Raw genomic sequence first — 19,010 nt, 5'->3', positions numbered from 1 at the left:
AAACCATCGCGAAAGCGAGTTTTGATAGGAAATTTAAGAGTATGAGCACTATCGAAGAACGCGTTAAGAAAATCATCGGCGAACAGCTGGGCGTTAAGCAGGAAGAAGTGACCAACAATGCTTCCTTCGTTGAAGACCTGGGCGCAGATTCTCTTGACACCGTTGAGCTGGTAATGGCTCTGGAAGAAGAGTTTGATACTGAGATTCCGGACGAAGAAGCTGAGAAAATCACCACCGTTCAGGCTGCCATTGATTACATCAACGGTCACCAGGCGTAAGTGAACATCTCCAGGCGGTCATTCGACCGCCTGAGTTTTATCTTTTTGTCCCACAAGTATCTATTTTATCCCTCCCTGGAGGACAAACGTGTCTAAGCGTCGTGTAGTTGTGACCGGACTGGGCATGTTGTCTCCTGTCGGCAATACCGTAGAGTCTACCTGGAAAGCTCTCCTTGCCGGTCAGAGTGGCATCAGCCTGATCGACCATTTCGATACTAGCGCCTATGCAACCAAATTTGCTGGCTTAGTAAAGGATTTTAACTGTGATGACATCATCTCGCGTAAAGAACAGCGCAAGATGGATGCCTTCATTCAATATGGAATTGTCGCTGGCGTTCAGGCCATGCAGGATTCTGGCCTTGAAGTGACGGAAGAGAACGCTCACCGTATTGGCGCCGCTATCGGCTCCGGTATTGGCGGCCTCGGTCTGATCGAAGAAAACCACAGTTCGCTGGTAAACGGCGGGCCGCGTAAGATCAGCCCCTTCTTCGTTCCGTCCACGATTGTTAACATGGTGGCAGGTCACCTGACCATCATGTTCGGTCTGCGTGGGCCAAGCATCTCTATCGCGACCGCCTGTACTTCCGGTGTGCATAACATCGGCCAGGCCGCGCGTATCATCGCCTACGGCGATGCAGATGCCATGGTTGCCGGTGGTGCCGAGAAAGCCAGTACCCCGCTGGGCGTGGGTGGCTTTGGCGCAGCGCGTGCGCTGTCTACGCGTAACGATAACCCGCAGGCGGCAAGCCGTCCGTGGGATAAAGATCGCGATGGCTTCGTGCTGGGCGACGGCGCAGGTATGGTCGTGCTGGAAGAGTACGAACATGCGAAAAAACGCGGTGCGAAAATCTATGCGGAAGTCGTTGGCTTCGGTATGAGCAGCGATGCCTACCACATGACGTCACCGCCGGAGAACGGCGCAGGTGCAGCGCTGGCGATGGTTAACGCCATTCGCGATGCAGGTATTGAAGCGGGCCAGATTGGCTACGTCAATGCTCACGGTACCTCTACGCCAGCGGGCGATAAAGCAGAAGCACAGGCCGTTAAGTCTGTCTTCGGTGACGCCGCCAGCCGCGTTATGGTCAGCTCCACTAAGTCAATGACCGGCCACCTGCTGGGCGCTGCGGGTGCAGTAGAGTCTATCTACTCCATCCTGGCGCTGCGCGATCAGGCCGTGCCGCCAACCATCAACCTGGATAACCCGGATGAAGGTTGCGATCTGGACTTCGTTCCGCACGAAGCGCGTCAGGTCAGCGGAATGGAATACACCCTGTGTAACTCCTTCGGCTTCGGTGGTACCAACGGCTCGTTGATTTTCAAAAAAGTCTGAGTTCGTTGTCTGACAACGCCGTGATAAGGGCCCGCTAGTCGGGCCTTTTTTTATTCGGCTTTCTCTGCTTGTTCAGCGTGGTTCATCCTGCGACACTACCCGGCCATCAATAAGGAGCCATGATGTTCTTAATTAATGGTATTGAGCAGAACGCCCTTGCGGCGGGCGATCGCGCCACGCAGTTTGGCGACGGTTGTTTCACCACCGCGCGGGTGATACAAGGGCGAGTACAGATGCTGGCGGCCCACATCACCCGTCTGCAGCAGGCGTGCCAGCGCCTGGCGATTCCCTTTACCGACTGGTCTACCCTGAGTCAGGAGATGACGCAGCTGGCGCAGTCGCAGCGTGACGGCGTGCTGAAGGTTATTCTCAGCCGCGGTGCCGGCGGCCGCGGCTACAGCGGCAGCGCCTGCCTCGCGCCGACGCGCATTTTGTCTACCTCTCCCGTGCCCGCACACTACACCCGCTGGAAAGAAACGGGCATAACGCTTGCCCTCAGCCCGGTTCCACTGGGCCGCAATCCTTATCTTGCAGGAATGAAACACCTCAATCGCCTTGAGCAGGTGTTGATTCGTTCTCATCTTGAGCAGACGGACGCTGATGAGGCCCTTGTTCTTGACAGCGACGGGTGGCTTACGGAATGCTGTGCCGCAAATCTGTTCTGGCGCTGCGGGCAGAATGTCTATACCCCGTGCCTCGACCAGGCTGGCGTAAACGGTATTATGCGGCAGTTTATCATCGCCCAACTGGCACTGACCGCGTATCGCGTTGTCGAAGTGAATGCGCCGCTAACGGCGCTCGCACAGGCCGATGAAATCCTTATTTGTAACGCGCTGATGCCGGTGATCCCCGTTCAGCGCTACGCGGAGCAGCAGTGGCCTGCGCGCGAACTTTACCAATATTTAGCCCCAATTTGTGAGTCGTCTGATTAGCATGAAGAAACTGTTACGCCTTGTTCTGTTACTGTTGGTTGCCCTCGGCGTTGCCGCCGGCGTCGGCATGTGGAAAGTGCGCCAGCTGGCAGACAGCACTATCCTGGTGAAAGACGAGACCATCTTCACCTTAAAAGCGGGCACCGGGCGACTGGCGCTGGGCGACCAGCTGTACGCCGAGAAGGTGATCAATCGTCCGCGGGTGTTCCAGTGGCTGCTGCGCCTTGAGCCGGAGCTTTCCCACTTCAAAGCCGGGACCTATCGCTTTACGCCGCAGATGACCGTTCGCGACGTGATGCAGCTGCTGGCCAGCGGCAAAGAGGCGCAGTTCCCGCTGCGCTTCGTTGAAGGTATGCGTCTGAGCGATTATCTGAAGCAGCTGCGCGAAGCGCCTTATATCAAACACACGCTGAGTGACGATAGCTACGCCACCGTGGCGAAAGCGCTGGCGCTGGAGAACCCAGAGTGGATTGAAGGCTGGTTCTGGCCTGACACCTGGATGTATACCGCCCACACGACCGATGTCGCCATCCTCAAGCGTGCGCACCAGAAAATGGTTGCCCAGGTCGATAAAGCCTGGGAAGGGCGAATGGACGGCCTGCCGTATCAGGATAAAAACCAGCTGGTGACCATGGCGTCGATTATTGAAAAAGAGACGGCGGTAGCGGAAGAGCGCGATCGCGTGGCGTCGGTATTTATCAATCGCCTGCGTATAGGTATGCGTCTGCAAACCGATCCCACCGTGATTTACGGCATGGGAGAGCGCTACGATGGGAAGATCTCGCGTAAGGATCTTGAGACCCCAACTGCGTATAATACCTACACGATATCTGGCCTGCCGCCGGGCCCGATCGCCAGCCCGGGCGAAGCGTCGCTGAATGCCGCCGCGCATCCGGCAAAAACGCCGTACCTCTATTTTGTGGCCGACGGTAAAGGTGGTCATACGTTTAATACCAATCTTGCGAGCCATAATCGCTCGGTGCAGGATTACCTGAAAGTGCTAAAGGATAAAAATGCGCAGTAATTACATCGTCATTGAAGGACTGGAAGGGGCCGGGAAAACCACCGCACGGGATGTCGTCGTTGACACGTTGCGCGGCCTCGGCGTCAACGATCTGCTGTTTACCCGCGAGCCGGGTGGCACCGTGCTGGCAGAGAAGCTGCGCAGCCTGGTTCTGGATATCAAATCAGTCGGCGACGAAGTCATTACTGATAAGGCCGAAGTGCTGATGTTCTACGCCGCGCGCGTTCAACTGGTTGAAACGGTGATTAAACCGGCGCTGGCAAGCGGGCAGTGGGTGATTGGCGACCGTCACGATCTTTCAACCCAGGCCTACCAGGGCGGCGGGCGCGGTATCGATCGCCATTTGCTGTCGACGCTGCGTGATGCGGTGCTCGGTGACTTCCGTCCTGACCTGACGATTTACCTTGATGTGACGCCGGAAGTTGGCCTTAAGCGCGCCCGCGCGCGCGGCGATCTTGACCGCATTGAGCAAGAGTCGCTGAACTTCTTTAACCGCACCCGCGCGCGCTACCTTGAACTGGCTGCGGCGGATGACAGTATTCTCACCATTGATGCCACCCAGCCGCTGGACAACGTGATGAGCGATATCCGTGCGGCGGTGACCGCGTGGGTGGTGGAGCAACAGGCATGAAATGGTATCCGTGGTTACGCCCGCCGTTTGAACAGCTCGTCACGAGTTATCAGGCCGGACGTGGTCACCATGCGCTGCTGGTTCAAGCGCGCAGGGGAATGGGGGCTGACTCGCTGGTCTATGCTATCACCCGCTTCCTGATGTGCCAGACGCCGGACGGTCATAAAAGCTGCGGCCACTGCCACAGCTGCCAGCTGATGCAGGCCGGTACGCACCCGGATTACTATGCGCTACAGCCTGAGAAAGGCAAAAGTACGCTGGGGATTGATGCGGTGCGCGAGGTCAGCGAAAAGCTGTACGAGCACGCGCGTCTCGGTGGCGCTAAAGTGGTGTGGATAGCCGATGCGGCGCTGTTGACCGAGGCTGCCGCTAACGCGTTACTGAAAACGCTGGAAGAGCCGCCGAAGAATACCTGGTTCTTTCTGGCCTGTCAGGAGCCCGCGCGGCTGCTGGCTACGTTGCGCAGCCGCTGCCGTTTTTACCATCTGGCTCCGCCGGGTGAAGGGTACGCGCTGGCGTGGCTTGAGCGTGAAATCAGTGCGTCGCGTGAGACGCTGCTGAGCGCGCTGCGCCTGTCCGATCACGCGCCCGCTGCGGCGCTGGAACTGCTTGCCCCCGATTCCTGGGCGGCACGGGAAAAATTATGTCAGGCGCTGAGTGCCACGATCGACAGCGGCGACTGGCTGGCATTTTTGCCGTCGCTGAACCATGATTCAGTCGTACAGCGTTTACATTGGTTTTCATCGCTGCTGCTGGATGCCCTTAAGCATCAGCAGCGGATTACGCGCCTGACCAATGCCGACTGTCCGGCGCTGGTTCACCAGCTGGCGCAGACGCTGTCCGGCGCTCGCCTGCAGGCGATTGCCGCCGATGCCTGCACCTGCCGTGAGCAGCTGCAAAGCGTGACCGGGCTGAACCGCGAATTAATCCTCACCGAGCGCCTGCTGCGCTGGGAACAGTATTTGCAACCTGGTGCGGTACTGCCAGTATCTCACCTCTAAGAGAGACACCATGTTTTTAGTCGACTCGCACTGCCATCTTGATGGCCTTGATTATCAATCCCTGCACAAAGACGTAGACGACGTGATGGCGAAAGCCGCCGCGCGTGACGTCCGTTTTGCTCTGGCGGTGGCCACCACGCTGCCGGGCTACCGTCATATGCGCGAGCTGGTGGGCGCGCGCCCGGAGGTGGTGTTCTCCTGCGGCGTACACCCGCTCAACCAGGACGAAGCCTACGATGTTGAAGAGCTTCGCCGTTTCGCGGCGGAGGAGGGCGTCGTGGCCATGGGTGAAACGGGCCTGGACTACTTCTATACGCCGGAAACCAAAGCGCAGCAGCAGCTGTCGTTTCGCCAGCATATTCAGATTGGTCGTGAACTGAACAAACCGGTTATCGTCCATACCCGTGACGCCCGGGCCGATACGCTGGCGATTCTGCGGGAAGAAAAAGTGACGGATTGCGGCGGTGTACTACACTGTTTCACTGAAGACGCGGAGACGGCGGGCAAGCTGCTGGATATGGGGTTCTATATTTCATTTTCCGGGATTGTGACCTTCCGTAATGCTGAACAGCTTCGCGAGGCCGCGCGCTATGTGCCGCTGGATCGTCTGCTGGTTGAGACCGATTCACCTTATCTGGCGCCGGTACCGCATCGTGGCAAAGAGAACCAGCCGGCCATGGTTCGTGACGTCGCCGAATATATGGCGGTGCTGAAGGGCGTAAGCGTTGAACAGCTGGCCGAACAGACCACCGAAAACTTTTCTACGCTCTTCCATATCGACCCCGCCCGCCTGCAATCTGCCTGATTTTAGAGCTTATTTTAATGCTCGTAATTAATGGTCAAAGCGAGTACAGTTCACCGCCATAAAAGTGGCGGTGAATGTTAATCTTGCAACATACAGACACGTTTTATGTAAAGAAGATTAAGTTTTTAAGCCATGGCTCTTTGAAACGTGATAGCCGTCAAACAAAAGCACAGGGATTTATTTTACTCTGTGTAATAAATAAAAAGGGCACTTAGATGCCCTGTCCCTGGTGAGTTTCTCCCCATCTCACCGATGCGTGAAAACGTAGATAAAAGTACAAACTCAGGAGCACTCCTTATTATGTTTAAGAATGCATTTGCTAACCTGCAGAAGGTCGGTAAATCGCTGATGCTGCCGGTATCCGTACTGCCTATCGCAGGTATTCTGCTGGGCGTCGGTTCCGCAAACTTCAGCTGGCTGCCAGCCGTCGTTTCCCATGTTATGGCAGAAGCAGGCGGTTCTGTTTTTGCCAACATGCCGCTTATCTTCGCTATCGGTGTCGCATTAGGCTTCACCAATAACGACGGTGTTTCCGCGCTGGCGTCCGTCGTCGCTTACGGCATCATGGTGAAAACCATGGCCGTGGTCGCGCCGCTGGTACTGCACTTACCGGCTGAAGAGATTACCGCGAAACACCTGGCTGATACCGGCGTGCTCGGCGGGATCATCTCCGGTGCGATTGCCGCGTACATGTTCAATCGCTTCTACCGTATCAAGCTGCCGGAATACCTGGGCTTCTTCGCGGGCAAGCGTTTTGTTCCGATCATTTCAGGTCTGGCCGCCATCTTTACCGGTGTGATCCTGTCCTTCATTTGGCCGCCAATCGGTACCGCCATTCAGACCTTCTCTCAGTGGGCTGCTTACCAGAACCCGGTTGTGGCGTTCGGTATTTACGGCTTCATCGAGCGTTGCCTGGTGCCGTTCGGTCTGCACCACATCTGGAACGTTCCTTTCCAGATGCAGATCGGCGAATTCACCAACGCAGCGGGTCAGGTCTTCCATGGCGATATTCCTCGTTACATGGCAGGCGACCCGACCGCGGGCAAACTGTCCGGCGGTTTCCTGTTCAAAATGTACGGCCTGCCGGCTGCTGCGATTGCAATCTGGCACTCTGCTAAACCAGAGAACCGTGCAAAAGTGGGCGGTATCATGATCTCCGCTGCGCTGACCTCGTTCCTGACCGGTATCACCGAGCCGATCGAGTTCTCCTTCATGTTCGTAGCGCCGATTCTGTACGTTATCCACGCGATTCTGGCGGGTCTGGCATTCCCGATCTGTATCCTGCTGGGTATGCGTGACGGGACGTCGTTCTCTCACGGCCTGATCGACTTTATCGTCCTGTCCGGTAACAGCAGCAAACTGTGGCTGTTCCCGATTGTCGGTATCTGCTATGCGATCGTGTACTACGTCATCTTCCGCGTGCTGATTAAAGCACTGGATCTGAAGACGCCGGGCCGCGAAGACACCACTGAAGAAACCAAAGCGGGCGCAACCAGTGAAATGGCTCCGGCGCTGATTGCAGCCTTCGGCGGTAAAGAAAACATCACGAACCTTGACGCCTGTATCACTCGTCTGCGCGTGAGCGTAGCCGACGTCGCGAAAGTGGATCAGGCTGGCCTGAAGAAACTGGGCGCTGCGGGTGTGGTGGTTGCAGGTTCCGGCGTTCAGGCTATTTTCGGTACCAAATCCGATAACCTGAAAACCGAGATGGACGACTATATTCGTAATAACTAAGTTATTCGAAGTCGAAAAGTTGGGGAGACTAAGGCAGCCGAATGGCTGCCTTTTTTACGTCTGGAGCAGGGTGCCGCCGCCATCCGGCAATAAAAAAGGAGCCATCAGGCTCCTTTTGCCGAGTGACGCTCCCCGGTCAGAACTGATAGCTCGCGGTCACGCTCACGTTACGCGGTTCACCGTACACGATTGAACCATCAATATTGGTGTCGTAGGTTTTATCAAACAGGTTGTTCAGGTTGCCCTGAATAGCGAAGTTTTTGGTGACCTGATAACGGGTGAATAAATCCACCAGCGCGTAGCTGCCTTGTTCTGCTCGGAACGTTCCGTATGCGGTGGCGGTATCTTTGTAGACGCGGTTCTGCCAGTTCACGCCGCCGCCAACGGTTAGTTCGGGCATTGCAGGCAGGCGATAGTGGGTGAACAGCTTCACGGTGGTGCGCGGCAGGTTCGGGTTAACCGCTTGACCTTGATTGTCGGTGGCAACATAGCGGGTGGCGCCAAAGGTCATCTGCCAGTTGTCAGTCAGCGCACCGTTAATTTCAAATTCAACGCCTTTGCTGACGGTGCCGTCGGCGGTGGTGTAGGCCGTTTCGCCGTTGCTGCCGGCGATCGGTACCCCGGTAGACTGCGCCAGGTTATCCTGCTCAATGCGGAACACGGCAAGCGTGGTGGTCAGGCGGCTGTCCATCCAGTCGGATTTCAGGCCGACTTCATAGTTGTTGCCGGTAATGGGCTTCAGATATTTGCCGGAACTGTCTTTGTCCTTTTGCGGCTGGAAGATGGAGGTATAGCTGGCGTAGGTAGACCAGTTATCGTTGATGTCGTAAACCAGCCCCGCGTACGGCGTCGTGTGGTTCTGTTCCATGCTGTAGGACAGCGTGTTAACGCTCCAGTTGGTATAACGTGCCCCAACGATCAGATGAAGCGGGTCTGCGAGCGTGATGCGCGTAGCCGCATACAGCGACTTCATGCGCGTGGTATCGTCCTGCGCGAGGCTCTGTGGGGACCAGTTGGTTTCCGGGAAACTGGCGCTATTGAAGTTATCAAAGTTGCCGATTGCATCCGGGAAAACGTTATCCCAGGAGCTGAAATAGCGATTGTTCTGCTTGCTGTAGCTACCGCCCAGCATCAGGTTATGCTGGCGGCCGAACAGGTCATAGCTCCCGTCTGCATAAAGATCTAACGCATCAACTTTACGCTTACCGCTGTTCCAACCCGTCCCGCCAACGTATTCATAATCCGGACCGTAGCTGCCGTACGGGCCAACTAATGTTCCATCCGCCTTGTTAACATAGGCGTCGATGTACATCATTTTACTGTCGAACTTCACCTCTGAATGGGTGGCATTCAGCGTCGCCTGCCAGGTATCGGCAAAGCGCTGCGTCAGCGTCATGAAGACTTTATTGATGTCTTTATCGTTATAGGCCCAGTCCGGCGAGGTGCTGTGCGCGCGATCGTAATGGTTGGTACTGCCGTCGGTATTCCAACGTGGTAAACCGCCCCAGGTAGGGCTGTTGACATTGATTTGCTGGTATTCATAACCAACGGAGAGGCGGGTGGTGTCGCCGAGATCCGCATCCAGAATGCCTGAGAAGAAGGTCTTTTCGTTATTGTAGCGGTCAAGCCAGGAATCATTGTTCTGATAGCCTGCAACGATACGCGCGCGCACTTTACCGTCATCGGTCAACGGGCTTTGCAGGTCGGCAACATAGCGTTGTTTATTCCAGCTACCGTACTCAGCGGAAAGGTTGCCTTTGAACTCCTGGCTGGTGGCATGTTTACGGATCATGTTAATGGAGGCGGAAGGGTTCCCAGTCCCCGTCATCAGGCCATTTGCCCCGCGTACCACTTCCACGCGTTCAAACAGCGCGGTATCGGAAAGCGCATCGCCCAGGTTCCAGCGGGATTCAAAATAGGTCGGGATACCGTCGACCATATAGTTATCGATTTGAAAGCCGCGTGAGAAATAGCTGGTGCGATCGGAGTCGGCCTGGCTGCTGGTAATGCCGAGGGTATTATTCATGACGTCGCCGAGCGTTTGCAGCTGCTGATCCTGCATACGCTGCTCGTTCACAATGCTGACCGACTGCGGGATATCGCGCTGAACCATCTGCATTTTGGTGCCAGCGGTGGTGGATTTTACGCTGTAGTCCTGCTGGTCGTTGGCAGCACTGCTGTCGGCCGAACCATCGACGACGATGGTGTCTTCGCCGCTGCTGGCAGCAATGCCGAGGCCTGGGTAGAGCGCCAGCGCAATGCCCATAGCCACGAGAGTGAGGGCGGCACGGTTATCCCGGGTAGTGGAAATGAAAGACATGATAAACCCTTAATCTAACGAGTGTTGTTGTGTTCCGCAGCTCTGTGGCCACGGTCAATGAGTGATGCCAATGTGCACTTAAAGATAAATGCAAATGAGAAATATACGCATTTTTATTCATATGTAAACAAAAGTAAGCCGGATAAGGGGCGAAGTGAAACGGTTTTTCAGTCGGGAGCGATCGGTGAGGAAAGGGGGGGCGGGGAGAAATGGCCCGGCGGCGCGACGCTTACCGGGCCTACCATGATGAGGTTAAAAGCCGGGTAAACGTCGCGCCGCTCGGCAGGAGAAACTCAGGCGAGCGCGTTCTCTTCAAGCTGGCGCATAAACTGGCGTACCCAGTCCATGCGTGTTTTACGATCGCCGAGCTCCTGGAAGAACTTCAGACGCGTCGGGCCGTCGAGACGGAAGTGCTGCGGCTGCTTCTGTAGCAGGCCAATCAGCCACGTCGGGTTAACGTGGTTCTTCTCGGCGAACTCGATAACTCCACCTTTCTCGTTGCCCTCCAGCTTGCGAATGCCCAGCTTCTGCGCCTGCTGACGCAGACGGGCAATATCCAGCAGGTTACGCGCGGCATCCGGCAGCAGGCCGAAGCGATCAATCAGCTCAACCTTGATTTCATCCAGCTCGTTTTCGCCCTTCGCGCTAGCGATACGCTTGTAGAACGACAGGCGCGTGTTGACGTCCGGGATAAAATCGTCCGGCAGCAGCGACGGCATGCGCAGCTCGACTTCGGTTTGCTGGCTGGTTAAATCCTCCAGCGACGGCTCGCGACCTTCTTTGAGCGCATCGACGGCGTTTTCCAGTAGCTCCATATACAGTGAGAAGCCGATGGTCTCCATGGAACCACTTTGGTCTTCGCCGAGCAGTTCGCCCGCACCGCGAATCTCGAGGTCGTGGGTCGCCAGCGCAAAGCCCGCACCGAGGTCTTCCAGTGACGCAATGGCTTCCAGGCGTTTTTGCGCATCGGTGGTCATCGCTTTCGGATGCGGCGTCAGCAGCCAGGCGTAGGCCTGGTGATGCGACCGACCGACGCGGCCGCGCAGTTGGTGTAGCTGCGCTAAGCCGAAGTGGTCCGCTCGCTCGATGATAATGGTGTTGGCGGTCGGAATGTCGATACCGGTTTCGATGATGGTGGTACACACCAGCACGTTGAAACGCTGGTGGTGGAAATCGTTCATCACCCGTTCCAGCTCGCGTTCGCGCATCTGGCCGTGACCGATGGCGATACGCGCTTCGGGCACCAGCTCAGCCAGCCGGTCGGCCGCTTTCTGGATATTCTCGACGTCATTGTACAGATAGTACACCTGGCCGCCGCGCAGGGTTTCACGCAGAATCGCTTCGCGTACGACAAGGCTATCGTACTCGCGCACGAAGGTTTTCACCGCCAGGCGTCGGGCGGGCGGGGTGGCAATAATGGACAGATCGCGCATCCCGCTCATCGCCATATTCAGGGTTCGCGGGATCGGGGTGGCGGTCAGGGTCAGTATATCGACGTCGGCACGCATCGCCTTAATGCGCTCTTTATGGCGCACGCCGAAGCGGTGTTCTTCATCGACAATCAACAGGCCCAGGTCGCGCAGCTTGACGTCGCTTTGCAGCAGCTTATGGGTGCCGATGAGAATGTCAATTTTGCCTTCAGCGGCTTCGGCAAGGATCTGTGTTTGCTCTTTGGCGCTGCGAAAACGCGAGAGCATTTCAATACGCACCGGCCAGTTGGCGAAGCGGTCGCGGAAGTTATCGTAGTGCTGCTGAGCCAGCAGGGTGGTCGGTACCAGCACTGCCACCTGCTTGTGGTTCTCTACCGCGAGGAAAGCGGCGCGCATGGCGACTTCGGTTTTACCAAAGCCGACGTCGCCGCACACCAGTCGGTCCATCGCCAGCGGCTGGCACATATCGCTGAGCACGGCGTTAATCGCCTGCGCCTGGTCCGGCGTGGTTTCGAACGGGAAGCTGTCGCAGAACAGCTGGTACTGCTCGCGGTCATGTTTGAAGGCGAAGCCTTCTTTTGCCGCCCGCTGCGCGTAAATATCCAGCAGTTCTGCTGCGACATCGCGCACCTTCTCGGCGGCTTTCTGTCGCGCGCGGGTCCAGGCATCGCCGCCCAGTTTGTGCAACGGTGCGTTCTCTTCGGCCCCACCTGCATAGCGGCTGATCAGATGCAGGGACGACACCGGCACATACAGTTTGGCGTCGTTCGCGTAGGTGAGCATCAGATACTCGGCGGTAATGCCGCCCGCTTCCAGCGTGGTCATTCCGGCATAGCGGCCGACTCCGTGCTCCAGATGCACCACCGGCTGGCCAACGTGCAGCTCCGCCAGGTTACGAATCAGGGTATCCGGGTTGATGGTACGCCGTGCGTCCTGACGACGACGGGCCACGCGCTCGCCCAGCAGATCGCTCTCGCAGACCAGCGCCAGATTGGCCTGAGTGTCGATAAAACCGTGCTCGGCCGCGCCAATCATCAGATAGTGACCTTTGCCGCTGGCCTCATCCAGCCGCTGAATACGCTTAGGCGACAGCTTAATGCGCGCCAGCAGCTCGCCCAGCGCCTCGCGGCGGCCTTCGCTCTCTACCGAGAACACCACTGAGCCGCCAAAGGACTCAATAAATTTGCGCAGGTTATCCAGCGGCGATTTATTCTGCGCCTGCACGGAAAGGTCCGGCAGCGGCTGGAACCCCAGGTTCGTGTGGGCCGCTTTCTCGGCCAGACGGTCGGTCTTCAGCTGGACGCGCGGCCATTTTTTGAGTTCGCTGTTCAGCTCGTCGGTGCGCAGCCAAAGCTGGGCAGGCGGCAGCAGCGGGCGCATCGGGTCAACGCCGCGGCTTTCAAAACGCGCCTGCGCATCGGCCTGGAAACGCGCCGCGCTGGCTTCCAGATCGCCGGTATTGACCAACAGCGTGTTGGCGGGGAAATAGCTAAACAGCGGCGGCAGCGGCTCGCTGAAGAACAGCGGCTGCCAGTATTCGATCCCGGCGGGCAGGGTGCCTTTGCTGACCTGCTGGTAGATATGCTCGGCATCGCGTTTGACATCGAACTTGTCGCGCCACGCGCTGCGGAACAGCTCAATAGCCGCTTTGTCGGTGGGAAATTCGTGCGCGGGCAGCAGGTTGATGGCCTCAACCTCTTCCAGGGTGCGCTGGCTGTCGACGTCAAACACGCGCAGGCTGTCAATTTCATCGTCGAAGAAATCGAGACGATAGGGTCGGTCGCTGCCCATCGGGTAGAGGTCGAGCAGCGCGCCGCGGGTAGCGAATTCGCCGTGTTCCATAACCTGATCAACGTGACGGTAACCCGCGCTGTCTAGCTGGTCGCGCAGGGCGTCGCGCGACAGGCGCTGGCCTTTTTTCATCACCAGCGCGTGGCCGTGCAGGAAGCTGTGCGGGCATACCCGCTGCATCAGCGTGCTGACCGGCACAATCAGTACACCGCGCTGCATGGTCGGCAGCTGGTACAGCGTCGACAGGCGCGAGGAAATAATATCCTGATGCGGCGAGAAGCTATCGTAGGGCAGGGTTTCCCAGTCGGCAAGGTTCATCACCATGCTGTCGGTAAACTGGCCGATTTCATCGTGCAGGCGCAGAGCGTTTTGCATATCCGGGGCGATGAGCACCACCGGCCCCGCGTGGCGTTCGGCAATATCTGCCACCAGCGTCGCACAGGCCGCGCCGGTCAGTTCGCCAAGCTGGCGCTGGTCGCCAGGTTTTGTCGGTAGGGCATAACGAGCAAGTTCAGGCATAGTCAGCGCACGTTCTCCAGAAGGCCGTAATTTCACGGTAATAATATAAATTTGCTGTACTTATTATCCGTGATGGCGGCGGGAGTGCAACCGCTGAAAGTGCGGGGCGTTCGGGTTTCAGATCATTTGCCGTCTCTGCTGGCTGAGCTTGCGGTATTGCTGCGGCGACATGCCGACAAATTTACTGAAGGTACTGTAAAAACGACTGCTCGAGCGGAACCCGGCGGTCATGGCAACGTCGATAATGGTTTTATCGGTATCGCTGAGCAGCGCACGCACGTGGTTGATGCGCATGGCGGTAATGTATTGCTTCAGCGTGAGCTGCATGACGCGTTGGAAGATGCCCATTGCGTAGTTAGCGTTAAGCTTCACGTGTTCGGCGACGTCGTTGATCGTCAGCGCCTGATCGTAGTTGTCGGCAATAAAGCCCAGCATCTGGCTGACATAAAACTGCGCGTGGCGCGAGACGCTGTTTTTGTGGGTGCGTGAAGTTTTGTTCAGCAGGATCGGCTGCCAGCCGGAAAGGCTAAAGCGTTTGAGCATCAGGGCGATTTCGTCGATCGCCAGCTGGCGAATTTGCTCGTTGGGGCTGCTGATTTCCTGCTGCCAGCGCATCACTTCAAAAGTGCTGAGCTGCTGGGTAGCCAGTGATTTAATCACCATACCATGCGTCACGTGATTGACCAGTTCCCGGTCCAAAGGCCAGGAGAGAAACAGATGCATAGGCAGGCTGAAAATGGCCATCTGTTTACAGCTACCGGGGCGGGTTAGCTGGTGCGGCGTACAGGCCCAGAACAGGGTGATGTGCCCCTGTTTTATCTGCACCACTTCGTTGTTAATCAGGTATTCCACATCGCCGTCGAACGGGACGTTGACCTCAACCTGCCCGTGCCAGTGGCTGGCGGGCATGGCGTGAGGCGGGCGCAGCTCAACGTCCAGCCGCTGGTATTCGGAGTAAAGCGACAGCGGGCTGCGGGTCTGTTTTTCATCGCCGTTACACATGTGCGGGTCGGGAGGAAGAAAGACTATCGGTTCGCTGCTCATGATTGCTCCATTTCCTGATTTATCAGAATCATGCCATCGCGGCGGCTTTTAAACCGGGAAGCAGGCCGCAAAAGCCACCGTTACTCATAAGAATAGACTCAAAAAAGGGCCGGATACTCTGCTTTTTTGCCTATTTGTTCCCATAAACTCAGATTATTTGCCTTCCCGCAGAGGATCTGAGTTTATGGGAATGCTCATTGTGGAAGGTGGAAGTTTTCTGTACCAGGCGCGTGCCACCATGAAGGTGTCCAATACTGTTCGGGAGAGTCATGATGACAGCACCAAAAATTACCTTTATCGGCGCCGGTTCCACCATTTTTGTTAAGAATATCCTCGGCGACGTGTTCCACCGCGAGGCGCTGAAGTCGGCGCATATCGCGCTGATGGATATCGACGAAACGCGGCTGGAAGAGTCGCATATCGTGGTGCGCAAGCTGATGGATTCCGCCGGCGCATCCGGCCATATTACCTGCCACACCGACCAGCGCGTTGCGCTGCAGGGGGCTGATTTCGTGGTCGTCGCCTTCCAGATTGGCGGCTACGAGCCGTGCACCGTCACCGACTTTGAGGTTTGTAAGCGCCACGGTCTGGAACAGACGATCGCCGATACCCTTGGCCCCGGCGGCATCATGCGCGCGCTGCGTACGATCCCGCATTTATGGCAGATTTGTGAGGATATGAGCGAACTGTGTCCGGATGCCACCATGCTGAACTACGTCAACCCGATGGCGATGAACACGTGGGCGATGTATGCCCGCTATCCGCATATCAAACAGGTTGGGTTATGTCACTCCGTACAGGGGACGGCGGAAGAGCTGGCGCGTGACCTGGATATCGATCCGGCATTGCTCCGCTATCGCTGCGCCGGGATTAACCATATGGCGTTTTATCTTGAGCTGGAGCGTAAAACGGCTGATGGCCGCTACGTCAATCTGTACCCTGAGCTGCTGGCTGCCTATGAGGCCGGGCAGGCGCCTAAGCCGAATATTCATGGAAATACGCGTTGCCAGAACATCGTGCGCTATGAAATGTTCAAAAAGCTGGGCTACTTCGTCACCGAGTCGTCTGAACACTTTGCGGAATATACCCCGTGGTTTATCAAACCCGGACGGGAAGATCTCATTGCGCGCTACCGCGTTCCGCTGGATGAGTACCCGAAACGCTGCGTTGAGCAGGTGGCGAACTGGCATAAAGAGCTGGAGGAGTATAAACGCGCCGATCGCATTGATATTAAACCGTCGCGCGAGTACGCCAGCACCATTATGAACGCGCTGTGGACCGGTGAGCCCAGCGTCATTTATGGCAACGTGCGCAATGACGGGCTGATTGATAACCTGCCGCAGGGCAGCTGCGTGGAAGTGGCCTGTCTGGTTGATGCTAACGGGATCCAGCCAACCAAAGTCGGGGCGATACCTGCGCACCTGGCGGCGATGATGCAGACCAACATCAACGTGCAGACGCTGCTCACGGAAGCCATTCTGACGGAAAACCGCGATCGTGTTTACCATGCGGCAATGATGGACCCGCATACCGCTGCCGTGCTGGGTATTGAGGAGATTTATGCGCTGGTGGATGACCTGATTGCTGCCCACGGCGACTGGTTGCCAGCCTGGCTGCATCATTAATCAAAATGACACTGCGCCGGGCAATGTATCCGGCGCGTTACCTTTTGCTACTCTACAGAAGGCGGGCGCTGGTAACAGCGACCCGATACCCTATGAGCATCTCTCTGACGACAAAACTGAGTTACGGATTCGGGGCATTTGGTAAGGACTTCGCTATCGGTATTGTGTACATGTACCTGATGTATTACTACACCGATGTTGTGGGGCTGTCGGTGGGCCTCGTGGGCACGCTTTTTCTGGTGGCGCGCATCTGGGACGCGATAAACGACCCGATTATGGGGTGGATTGTCAACGCGACCCGCACGCGATGGGGGAAGTTTAAACCGTGGATTTTTATCGGCACGCTGGCGAACTCGCTGGTACTGTTTTTGCTGTTCAGTGCGCATTTGTTTGAAGGCACCGCGCAGGTGGTTTTTGTCTGCGTCACCTACATTTTGTGGGGCATGACCTACACCATTATGGATATTCCCTTTTGGTCGCTGGTACCGACCATTACGCTTGATAAACGTGAACGCGAGCAGCTGGTGCCGTATCCACGCTTTTTCGCTAGCCTGGCCGGGTTCGTCACGGCGGGCATTACGCTGCCGTTTGTGGAATTTGTCGGCGGGGCGGATCGCGGCTTTGGCTTCCAGATGTTTACGCTGGTGTTAATTGCCTTCTTTATCGTCTCCACCCTGGTCACGCTGCGCAATGTCCATGAGGTCTTTTCCTCGGATAGTGACGCCTCTGCCGACGGCGCTCGCCTGACGCTGAAAGGGATTGTCGCGCTGATCTACAAAAACGATCAGCTCTCCTGTCTGCTTGGTATGGCGCTGGCCTATAACATTGCCTCAAACATCATTACCGGCTTTGCGATTTACTATTTCACCTACGTGATTGGCGATGCGGCGCTGTTCCCGTATTACCTGTCCTACGCCGGGGCGGCAAATTTACTGACGCTGATATTGTTCCCGCGGCTGGTGAATGCGCTCTCGCGCCGGGTACTGTGGGCCGGGGCATCGGTGCTGCCGGTTATCAGCTGCGCGGCGTTATTTGCCATGGCGCTGGCGGGCTATCATAACGCACCGATGATTGTGCTGGCAGGGATCTTCCTTAACGTCGGTACCGCGCTGTTCTGGGTGCTTCAGGTCATTATGGTGGCTGACACCGTCGACTACGGCGAGTATAAGCTCAACGTGCGCTGTGAAAGTATTGCCTATTCGGTACAAACAATGGTGGTAAAAGGCGGCTCGGCGTTTGCCGCATTCTTTATCGCCGTGGTGCTCGGGGTGATTGGCTATACGCCTAACGTGGCGCAGTCGGCGCAAACCATTCAGGGGATGCAGTTCATTATGATTGCGCTGCCGGTGCTGTTTTTCATCGTGACGCTGGTGCTTTATTACCGCTTCTATCGCCTGAATGGCGATATGCTGCGTAAGATTCAAATCCAGCTGCTGGATAAATACCGCAAAGTCCCGCAGCCGACGGTGACCCCGGAGAAACCGGCCATCGCGGTGGCAACGGCACGTGACGTAAAGGCATGAGCATGGAATGGTCGTCATGGATTGGTTATCTGGCCGCCAGCCTCACCACGCTCTCGTTTTTACCGCAGGCGATAAAGGTTATCGCCACGCGCAACACGCAGGGTATTTCCGGGCTGATGTACGTGATGTTTGTCTGCGGGCTGGTGATGTGGCTGGTTTATGGCCTGATGATTGAAGACGCGGCGGTAAGCATGGCGAATTTTCTGACGCTGGTGTTTGCTCTGCCGATTTTAATTATCAAGTTTCGTCGCGGGTAACGTGCGCCGCCATCCGGCCTACAACTCGATCCCGTAGGCCGGATAAGCGCTAACGCCATCCGGCAGATTTCAGTTGGCAACTGTGCCAGCGCGCCAGCAGCAGCACCGTCGTCAATGCGCCCAGCAGCGCACAGAACATGTCCGACTGGGTATCCCACGGGTCACCCTGAGTGCCAAGAAAATCGTCCGCGCCTTGCCCCATCGCCAGCGCCGCCCACCATTCAATCAGCTCGTAGGTGGCGCTGATCGCCAGCGCCACGCAGCACACCAGAAACGCCAGCATTTTTTCACCGCGTACAATGTGCCCGCGCAGCAGAATTTCGCGCGCCGCTAGCGCCGGTACCAGCCCCTGGAAGAAATGGCCGAGTTTGTCGTAGGGATTACGGCTCAGGCTCAGCCACTCCTGCACCTCAAACCCCAGCGGGACTTTCGCATAGGTATACTGGCCGCCGACCATCAAAATGACGGCATGCAGGAAAATCAGCAGATACAGCAGTGGCGTCAGCGGGTAGCGCTTTGCCGTTAACAGCAGCAGCGGGACCACAATAATCACCGGCGTCACCTCCATCAGCCAGGTCACTTTTTCTGCGGCGCTGACGCCGGTATACAGTAAGAACAGGCTCAGCAACAGGGCGCCAGCGGCTAATATCTGTGGGGGAACGGTACGGATCATCATGAATTCACGGCTAATAAGGGAAAACATCACTATTAACCGTTACGGCGAAAATTTCAACGTTGTCGCCGCCCGGCGGAGAATTGTCAACCT

The 19,010-nt window shown here is 56.8% G+C and carries 15 protein-coding genes; 11 read left to right on the top strand and 4 right to left on the bottom strand.

All coding sequences use genetic code 11. The features are described 5' to 3' along the window. Positions 1-41 precede the first annotated feature (41 nt). From acpP to ptsG, 8 genes are all read left to right on the top strand, one after another. A complete protein-coding gene (gene acpP / locus V6942_RS01050; protein ID WP_000103754.1) occupies positions 42-278 on the top strand; it encodes an acyl carrier protein in 237 nt (78 codons plus the stop codon). Between the two features lie 88 nt (positions 279-366). Then, positions 367-1,608, top strand: a complete 1,242-nt coding sequence (fabF, locus tag V6942_RS01045; RefSeq protein WP_106926341.1) for a beta-ketoacyl-ACP synthase II — start codon at positions 367-369, stop codon at positions 1,606-1,608. A gap of 122 nt (positions 1,609-1,730) precedes the next feature. Next, entirely contained in the window at positions 1,731-2,540 is an 810-nt protein-coding gene (gene pabC, locus V6942_RS01040) for an aminodeoxychorismate lyase (RefSeq protein ID WP_182967999.1), read from the top strand. Between the two features lies 1 nt (position 2,541). After that, on the top strand, positions 2,542-3,564 hold the full coding sequence (gene yceG / locus V6942_RS01035; RefSeq protein WP_106926345.1) for a cell division protein YceG: 1,023 nt from the start codon (positions 2,542-2,544) through the stop codon (positions 3,562-3,564). After that, positions 3,554-4,195, top strand: coding sequence for a dTMP kinase (gene tmk / locus V6942_RS01030; RefSeq protein ID WP_182929094.1), 642 nt, complete (start codon positions 3,554-3,556; stop codon positions 4,193-4,195). The genes yceG and tmk overlap by 11 nt, the downstream gene beginning before the upstream one ends. Next, complete coding sequence (gene holB, locus V6942_RS01025; protein ID WP_333500714.1) at positions 4,192-5,196, top strand: DNA polymerase III subunit delta'; 1,005 nt, start codon at positions 4,192-4,194, stop codon at positions 5,194-5,196. The genes tmk and holB overlap by 4 nt, the downstream gene beginning before the upstream one ends. A gap of 10 nt (positions 5,197-5,206) precedes the next feature. Then, positions 5,207-6,001: a metal-dependent hydrolase gene (locus V6942_RS01020; protein ID WP_106926351.1), complete on the top strand. Its 795-nt coding sequence runs from the start codon at positions 5,207-5,209 to the stop codon at positions 5,999-6,001. Positions 6,002-6,301: 300 nt separating this feature from the next. Further along, positions 6,302-7,735: a PTS glucose transporter subunit IIBC gene (ptsG, locus tag V6942_RS01015; RefSeq protein WP_106926353.1), complete on the top strand. Its 1,434-nt coding sequence runs from the start codon at positions 6,302-6,304 to the stop codon at positions 7,733-7,735. A gap of 136 nt (positions 7,736-7,871) precedes the next feature. Here the strand turns inward: ptsG and fhuE are convergent, their stop codons facing one another. From fhuE to melR, 3 genes are all read right to left on the bottom strand, one after another. Continuing rightward, on the bottom strand, positions 7,872-10,055 hold the full coding sequence (fhuE, locus tag V6942_RS01010; RefSeq protein WP_106926355.1) for a ferric-rhodotorulic acid/ferric-coprogen receptor FhuE: 2,184 nt from the start codon (positions 10,053-10,055) through the stop codon (positions 7,872-7,874). Positions 10,056-10,348: 293 nt separating this feature from the next. Beyond that, complete coding sequence (mfd, locus tag V6942_RS01005) at positions 10,349-13,795, bottom strand: transcription-repair coupling factor (protein WP_182929091.1); 3,447 nt, start codon at positions 13,793-13,795, stop codon at positions 10,349-10,351. A 117-nt stretch (positions 13,796-13,912) separates the two neighbouring features. Then, entirely contained in the window at positions 13,913-14,839 is a 927-nt protein-coding gene (gene melR, locus V6942_RS01000) for a transcriptional regulator MelR (protein WP_182929090.1), read from the bottom strand. A gap of 269 nt (positions 14,840-15,108) precedes the next feature. On the opposite strand from melR, the gene melA reads away from it, so the two are divergent. The 3 genes from melA to V6942_RS00985 all read left to right on the top strand — a co-directional run bounded on the left by melA (position 15,109) and on the right by V6942_RS00985 (position 18,244). After that, positions 15,109-16,464: an alpha-galactosidase gene (gene melA / locus V6942_RS00995; RefSeq protein WP_106926361.1), complete on the top strand. Its 1,356-nt coding sequence runs from the start codon at positions 15,109-15,111 to the stop codon at positions 16,462-16,464. A gap of 92 nt (positions 16,465-16,556) precedes the next feature. Beyond that, positions 16,557-17,987 carry a melibiose:sodium transporter MelB gene (gene melB / locus V6942_RS00990; protein WP_106926363.1) on the top strand — a complete coding sequence of 477 codons (1,431 nt, stop codon included), beginning with the start codon at positions 16,557-16,559 and terminating at the stop codon, positions 17,985-17,987. 2 nt (positions 17,988-17,989) lie between these two features. Continuing rightward, complete coding sequence (locus tag V6942_RS00985; RefSeq protein WP_106926364.1) at positions 17,990-18,244, top strand: SemiSWEET transporter; 255 nt, start codon at positions 17,990-17,992, stop codon at positions 18,242-18,244. Between the two features lie 49 nt (positions 18,245-18,293). Here V6942_RS00985 and V6942_RS00980 read toward each other — a convergent pair whose 3' ends face one another. Continuing rightward, positions 18,294-18,917, bottom strand: a complete 624-nt coding sequence (locus tag V6942_RS00980; protein WP_106926609.1) for a DUF2238 domain-containing protein — start codon at positions 18,915-18,917, stop codon at positions 18,294-18,296. Positions 18,918-19,010: the final 93 nt, after the last annotated feature.

The sequence above is a fragment of the Kluyvera genomosp. 2 genome, from assembly GCF_036759865.1.
GTDB classification, from domain to species: domain Bacteria; phylum Pseudomonadota; class Gammaproteobacteria; order Enterobacterales; family Enterobacteriaceae; genus Kluyvera; species Kluyvera ascorbata_B.
Note: the sequence above shows the minus strand (reverse complement) of the source record. Positions and strands in the feature narration are given on the sequence as shown.